The following is a 6,811-nucleotide window of genomic DNA, read 5'->3' on the forward strand; positions in this document are numbered from 1 at the left end:
CATGACGCCCGAGGAGTGGATCGCGCACGACCCGGACCCCAGGACGGCCGCCGAGCTCGCCGCCTGCGGTCCCGACGAGCGCGCGGCGCGCTTCGCCCGCCCGCTCACCTTCGGCACGGCGGGGCTGCGCGGCCCGGTGCGCGGGGGGCCCGACGCGATGAACGTGGCGGTGGTGTCGCGCGCGACCTGGGCGGTGGCGCGGGTGCTCGCCGACCGCGGCCAGGCCGGGTCGCTGGTGGTCGTCGGGCGCGACGCGCGGCACGGCTCGGCGATTTTCGCCACCGTGACGGCCGAAGTGCTTGCCGCCGAGGGCTTTTCGGTGCTGCTCTTACCGGGCCCGGTGCCCACGCCGGTGGTCGCGTTCGCGGTGCGCCGCACCGGCGCCGCCGCCGGGATACAGATCACGGCGTCGCACAATCCGCGCACCGACAACGGCTACAAGGTGTACTTCGACGGCGGCATCCAGATCGTCTCCCCCACCGACCGCCAAATCGAAACCGCGATGGCCGCCGCCCCTCCCGCCGACGAGATCCGCCGCAGGGCAGTCGAACCCGCCCACACCGACCTGGTCGAGCGCTACATCGAGCGCGCGGCGGCCGTGCGCCGGGCCGGAGGTTCGGTGCGGGTGGCCCTGACGCCGCTGCACGGGGTGGGCGGTGCCGTCGCCGTCGAGACGCTGCACCGCGCCGGCTTCGACCCGGTGCACACCGTCGGCGCCCAGTTCGCACCCGACCCCGACTTCCCCACCGTCGCATTCCCCAACCCCGAGGAGCCCGGCGCCACCGACGCGCTGCTCGCCCTGGCCGCCGACACCCACGCCGACGTCGCGATCGCGCTGGACCCCGACGCCGACCGCTGCGCGGTCGGCATACCCACGGCATCGGGGTGGCGGATGCTGTCGGGAGACGAAACCGGTTGGCTACTGGGCGATTACATCCTGAGCCACGAGCGCCCGGAAACCGCGGTCGTGGCCAGCACCGTGGTGTCGTCGCGGATGCTGGCGGCCATCGCCGCGCACTACGGCGCGACCCACGTCGAGACCCTGACCGGCTTCAAGTGGCTGGCGCGCGCCGACGCCAACCTGCCGGGCACCCTGGTGTACGCCTACGAGGAGGCGATCGGGCACTGCGTGGACCCCGCCGCGGTGCGCGACAAGGACGGCATCAGCGCCGCGGTGCTGGTGTGCGACCTGGTGGCCTCGCTGGAAGGCCGATCGGTGTCCGACCGGCTCGACGAGCTCGCGCTGCGCCACGGTGTGCACGAAGTGGCGGCGGTGTCGCGCCGGGTCGCCGGCCCCGACGAGGCCGCCGCGCTGATGCGGCGGCTGCGGGCCGCCCCGCCGTCGACGCTGGCCGGCTTACCGGCGACCGTCGACGACATCGGCGACGCGCTGATCTTCGCCGGCGGCGACGACGCGGCGTCGGCTCGGGTGGTGGTGCGGCCGTCGGGAACCGAACCGAAACTGAAGTGCTACTTGGAGATTCGCTGCCCGGTGGCCGACGGCCTACGGCCCGCCCGCGAAAGGGCAGCCGCGTTGCGCGACGAGCTGGTGACCGAGGTGCGCGGCTGGTGAGTCAGCGGGGCCCGTACTGCCGGTCGCCCGCGTCGCCGAGACCCGGGACGATGTAGGCGATCTCGTTGAGCCCATCGTCGACCGCGACGGTGAACAGCCGCGCGTCCGGCGCCGTTTTCTCAAGCGCTGCAATGCCTTCCGGGGCGGCGACGACACACAGCACGGTGATCTCCGTCGCGCCGCGGCGCTGCAGCAGCGCGACGGTGTGGCTCAGCGACCCGCCGGTGGCCAGCATGGGGTCCAGCACCAGCACCGGCTGCGCGCTCAGGTCGTCGGGCAGCGACTCCATGTACCCGCTCGCGCGGTGGGTTTCCTCGTCGCGGGCGACGCCGACGAAGCCCACCCGAGCCTCCGGCAGCAGCGCGAGCGCCTGGTCGACCATGCCGAGCCCGGCGCGCAACACGGGCACCAGCAGCGGCGGGTTGGCCAGCCGCACACCGAGCGTCTCGGCCAGCGGACTGCGGATGGGAAAGGTCTCGCGGCCGGCGTCCCGGGTGGCCTCGTAGACCAGCATCGCCGTCAGGTCGCGCAACGCGTTCCGGAACCCCGCGTTGTCGGTGCGTTCGTCGCGCAGCGTGGTCAGCCGGGCGGCGGCCAGCGGGTGGTCGATCACGCGGACGTCCATGGATTTCCAGCGTATATAACGATCCGGGCTCTATTGGCTAAAGGCCCGCTGACACGCTCGCGTCAGTCCCGTCGAAGCCGCGGATCCGCTCATATACTCCCCGGGTGTTCGGCGAAATTCGAAGTCCGAGAAGGCTGCTCGCCTGGGCGTACCGCGTCCTCGGAGTCGCGGGCGCGGTGACGCTGGCGGGCCTGGCGGCCATCCCGTTGACGCCTCGCGTCGGCCTGGCCGCGGCCGCGCTGCCCCGGCCGGCCCACGTCGTAATCGTGGTGGAGGAGAACCGTTCTGAGGGCAACATCATCGGCAGCAGGTCGGCACCCTTCATCACCGCGCTGGCCGCCCACGGCGCGAACATGGCCCAGTCCTTCGCCGAAACGCATCCCAGCGAGCCGAACTACCTGGCGCTGTTCGCCGGCAACACGTTCGGGGTGACCAAGGACGTGTGCCCGGTCAACGCGGGCAACGCTCCGAACCTCGGTTCCGAATTGCTCGCCGCCGGTTACACATTCATCGGTTACGCCGAGGACCTGCCCGCCGTCGGCTCCCCCGTGTGCAGCGCCGGCAAGTACGCGCGCAAGCACGTGCCGTGGGCCAACTTCACCAATGTGCCGCCGCAGAACTCGGTGCCGTTCTCCGCGTTCCCGATGGGCAACTACGAAAACCTGCCGACCGTGTCGTTCGTGATTCCCAACAACGACAACAACATGCACGACGGGTCGATCGCGCAGGGCGACGCGTGGCTGAACCGCCAGCTGTCCGGCTACGCCAACTGGGCGCTGGCCAACAACAGCCTGCTGATCGTGACCTGGGACGAGGACGACAACGGCAGCCGCAACCAGATCCCGACGGTGATCTACGGCGCGCACGTGCAGCCGGGCACCTACAACGAGCAGATCAGCCACTACAACGTGCTTTCCACCCTCGAGCAGATGTACGGGCTGCCCAAGACGGGCAACGCGGCCAACGCCGCCCCGATCGCGAGCATCTGGGCGCCCTGACCGGCGCCGGCCGCCACACCGGCACCGGTGTCCGCCGCGGCCGTCGCTATTCTGTGCCGCATGGCTGCTGACCTCGTGCCCATCCGCCTGAGCCTGTCCGCCGGTGACCGCTACACCGTGTGGGCGCCCCGCTGGCGCGATGCCGGCGACGAGTGGGAGGCGTTCCTGGGCAAGGACGACGACCTGTACGGCTTCGAGACCGTCGCCGACCTGGTCGCCTTCGTGCGCTCCGATTCCGAGAACGATCTGGTCGACCATCCCGCGTGGAAGGACCTGGTCAGCGCCCACGCGCGCAAGCTCGACCCCGCCCAGGACAAGCACTTCGATCTCGTCGTCGTCGAGGAGCTGGTGGCGGAGAAGCCGACCGAGGAGTCGGTGGCCGCGCTGGCGGACGTGCTGGCCATCGTGTCGTCCATCGGATCGGTGTGCGAGCTGCCGGCGGTGGCGAAGTTCTTCAACGGCAATCCCAACCTCGGCATGGTGTCCGGCGGGATCGATAACTTCACCGGCAAGGCCGGCGCCAGACGCTGGGATTCGATCGCCGAGGTCATCGGGCGCAGCTGGGACGACGTGCTGGGCGCGATCGACGACGTCGTCAGCACCCCCGAGGTCGACGCCAAGCTGTCGGCGAAGGCCGCCGAGGAGCTCGAGGAGGAGCTCGAGGAGGAGCCGGCCGACGAGGACACCGAGGCCGAGGAGTCCACCGAGCTGACCGAGGCCGCCGAGGAAGCCGACGCCACCGAAGAAGCCGAGGACGACACCCTCGGCGAGGAGGCCCGCGCGGCCGGCGACACCGTCGTGCTGGGCAGCGACAAGGACTTCTGGCAGCAGGTGGGCATCGACCCGATCCGCATCATGACGAGTTCGGGCACGTTCTACACTCTTCGCTGCTACCTGGACGACCGCCCGATCTTCCTGGGCCGCAACGGGCGCATCAGCGTCTTCGGCTCCGAGCGGGCGCTGGCCCGCTACCTGGCCGACGAGCACGACCACGACCTGGCCGACCTGAGCACCTACGACGACATCCGCACCGCCGCGACCGACGGCTCGCTGTCGATCGACATCACCGACGAGAACATCTACGTGCTCAGCGGCCTGGCCGACGACTTCGCCGACGGGCCCGACGCCGTGGACCGCGACCAGCTCGACCTCGCCGTCGAGCTGCTACGCGACATCGGCGACTACTCCGAGGAACCCACCGTCGACAAGGCCCTCGCAACGAGCCGGCCGCTGGGCAAGCTGGTGGCCTACGTGCTGGAGCCCGGCTCGGTCGGCAAGCCCTCGGGCCCGTATGCCGCGGCGGTGCGGGAGTGGGAGAAGCTGGAGCAATTCGTCGACGGGCGGCTGCGCAGGGAATAGCGCCCCGTTTGACGGGTAATCGAGTGTCCTCTTTACTGGCGTTTACTGGCGCCAGCGTCCGCCGGCAGTCCAGCCGCGGCCAGACGGGAAGGTGAGCGGAGTGTCGCTTCCCGGGATCGGCCCACTACCGCTGTATGGGTTCCAGCGCCCGGGCATGCTGCTGTTCGCGTTGGTCCCGCTCGCGCTGCTTGGCCTCTACATCGTCATGCAGGCCCGACGGCGGCAGCGCCTGCGCCGCTACACCGAGACGCCGGTGCCGCAGTCGGCGTGGCGGCACGTCCCGATCGCGGCGTCGCTGCTGTGCCTGCTCCTGCTGACGATCGCGCTGGCCACCCCCACCCACGACATGCGCATCCCGCGCAACCGCGCCGTGATCATGCTGGTCATCGACATGTCGCAGTCCATGCGGGCAACCGACGTGGAGCCCAACCGGCTCAAGGCCGCCGAGCAGGCGGCCAGCCAATTCGCCAGCCAGCTGACGCCGGGCATCAACCTGGGGCTCGTCGGCTTCGCCGGCACTCCGTACCTGCTGGTGCCGCCGACCCCGCAGCACCAGGCGACGGTCGAGGCCCTCAAGAAGCTCGAGTTCGCCGACAGCACGGCGACCGGCCAGGCCATCTTCACCGCCCTGCACGCGATCGGGGCGTCGGCCGTGCAGGGTGGGGACAAGCCGCCGCCGGCCCGCATCGTGCTGCTGTCCGACGGCGGGGAGAACAAGCCGCAGGATCCCAGCGATCCGCACGACGGCGCCTACACCGCCGCGCGGCTGGCCAAGGATCAGGGCGTGCCCATCTCGACCATCACGTTCGGCACCAAGACCGGTCACATCGAGCTGGACGGCCAGCGGGTGAACGTGCCGGTGTCGACCGACCAGATGAAGAAGATCGCGCAGCTGTCCGGCGGGCAGTCCTACACCGCCACCAACCTCGAACAGCTCAACAAGGACTACAACGCGATCGAGAACGAGATCGGGTATCGCACGGTGCCGGGGCCCGGCAGCTCGGGGTGGCTGCGCCTCGGTGTCATCACCGCCCTGATCGCCACCGCCCTGGCGCTGTTGATCAACCGGCGGCTACCCGCCTGATCAGGCCGGCAGCCGGCGATTCAGCAGCAGGCCCGCCAGCACGGCGCAGGCCATCACGAACGCGCCGAGCAGCATCCACGCGGCGCTCGCGTCGCCCTTCACGGTTTCGTAGCCGATCTGGTGCTGCAGCGTCGCGTAGACGTCCTTGAGCGATTCCAGGCTGTCGGCGTGGAACGCCTGGCCGTCGGTGATCTCGCAGATCTTCTGCAGCGTCTGGTCGTCGACCGGGACGGGAATGTTGGCCCCCTGGTACTCGACGGTGCCATACGGCGTGCCGAACGAGATCGTGGATATCTGCACGCCCTGATCCTTGGCGGCCCGGGCCGCGGTGAACGCCCCCTGCGGGGCGTTGGGGTCCAGCGGCACGTTTTCGGCGCCGTCGGACTCCAGCACGATCCGCGCCGGCGGCGGGCCCTCGCCGCCGCCCATCACCGAACCGACCGTCGCGATCGCCTGCAGCGCGGTGAAAATGCCTTCTCCCGTAGCGGTTTTCGGTGCCGGTTTTAGGCTGTCGATCGCCGCCTTGACCGCGTCGCGGTTGGTCGTCGGCGCGACCAGGAGCGAGGCATTGGCTGCGAATTCCACCAGGCCCAGGTTGATGGCCGGGGTCAGCTCGTCGGCGAACTGCTTGCCGGCGACCTTCGCGGCGGCCAGCCGATTGGGGGCGACGTCGGTGGAAGCCATCGACTCCGAGACGTCGATGACGAGCATGACCACCGCGCGGTTGAGCGGGATCCGGACGTTGGAGGTCGGCCCGGCCATCGCCGTGGTGAGCAACACCAACGACGTGGCGAGCAGGATCGTGGGCAGGTGCCGCCACCGGCCCGGGTGGCTCGGCGCGACGCGCTCGAGCACCTCCATGTTGGCGAACCGCAGCACCCGCCGGCGGCGGGCGAATTGCTGGGCGACGTAGATCCCGATCACCAACAGCACGGCGAGCAGGAACAGGAAGAACCAGGCATGCTGAAAGCCCGCCAGCGACACCGGGCCCAGCAGCGGCAACTTCATGTCCAGCCACAGTATTCGTCAAACGTCGACCGTGCACATGGCGGCCAAACCCCGGCATGGTCGGCAGCCGAAACTTGTCGTACCCCCCTGCTTTGATGTGGCCATGTCGTCGACCGCAACGCTTGACTCGGAGTTGCGTCCTGCCGATCGGCTGGGGGAGCTCT

General features: G+C 70.2%; 6 protein-coding genes. 4 read left to right on the top strand and 2 right to left on the bottom strand.

Translation table 11 applies throughout. The features are described from left to right. Position 1 precedes the first annotated feature (1 nt). Complete coding sequence (locus AC5Y6X_RS22700) at positions 2-1,573, top strand: phospho-sugar mutase (protein ID WP_499989386.1); 1,572 nt, start codon at positions 2-4, stop codon at positions 1,571-1,573. A gap of 1 nt (position 1,574) precedes the next feature. Here AC5Y6X_RS22700 and upp read toward each other — a convergent pair whose 3' ends face one another. After that, the gene (gene upp / locus AC5Y6X_RS22705; RefSeq protein WP_499989388.1) at positions 1,575-2,198 is read right to left on the bottom strand and encodes a uracil phosphoribosyltransferase; all 624 of its coding nucleotides are present in this window, start codon (positions 2,196-2,198) and stop codon (positions 1,575-1,577) included. 104 nt (positions 2,199-2,302) lie between these two features. Here upp and AC5Y6X_RS22710 point away from each other — a divergent pair, with 104 nt between their 5' ends. From AC5Y6X_RS22710 to AC5Y6X_RS22720, 3 genes are all read left to right on the top strand, one after another. Further along, the gene (locus AC5Y6X_RS22710; protein ID WP_499989389.1) at positions 2,303-3,196 is read left to right on the top strand and encodes an alkaline phosphatase family protein; all 894 of its coding nucleotides are present in this window, start codon (positions 2,303-2,305) and stop codon (positions 3,194-3,196) included. A 60-nt stretch (positions 3,197-3,256) separates the two neighbouring features. Beyond that, positions 3,257-4,555: a protein export chaperone SatS gene (gene satS / locus AC5Y6X_RS22715; protein WP_499989391.1), complete on the top strand. Its 1,299-nt coding sequence runs from the start codon at positions 3,257-3,259 to the stop codon at positions 4,553-4,555. 100 nt (positions 4,556-4,655) lie between these two features. Next, positions 4,656-5,639 (top strand): VWA domain-containing protein, encoded by a 984-nt coding sequence (locus AC5Y6X_RS22720; RefSeq protein WP_499989392.1) that lies wholly within the window; start codon positions 4,656-4,658, stop codon positions 5,637-5,639. On the opposite strand, the gene AC5Y6X_RS22725 is transcribed toward AC5Y6X_RS22720, so the two are convergent. Continuing rightward, positions 5,640-6,647 carry a VWA domain-containing protein gene (locus AC5Y6X_RS22725; protein WP_499989394.1) on the bottom strand — a complete coding sequence of 336 codons (1,008 nt, stop codon included), beginning with the start codon at positions 6,645-6,647 and terminating at the stop codon, positions 5,640-5,642. Between the last annotated feature and the right edge of the window lie 164 nt (positions 6,648-6,811).

The sequence above is a fragment of the Mycobacterium sp. NGS26 genome, from assembly GCF_059813025.1.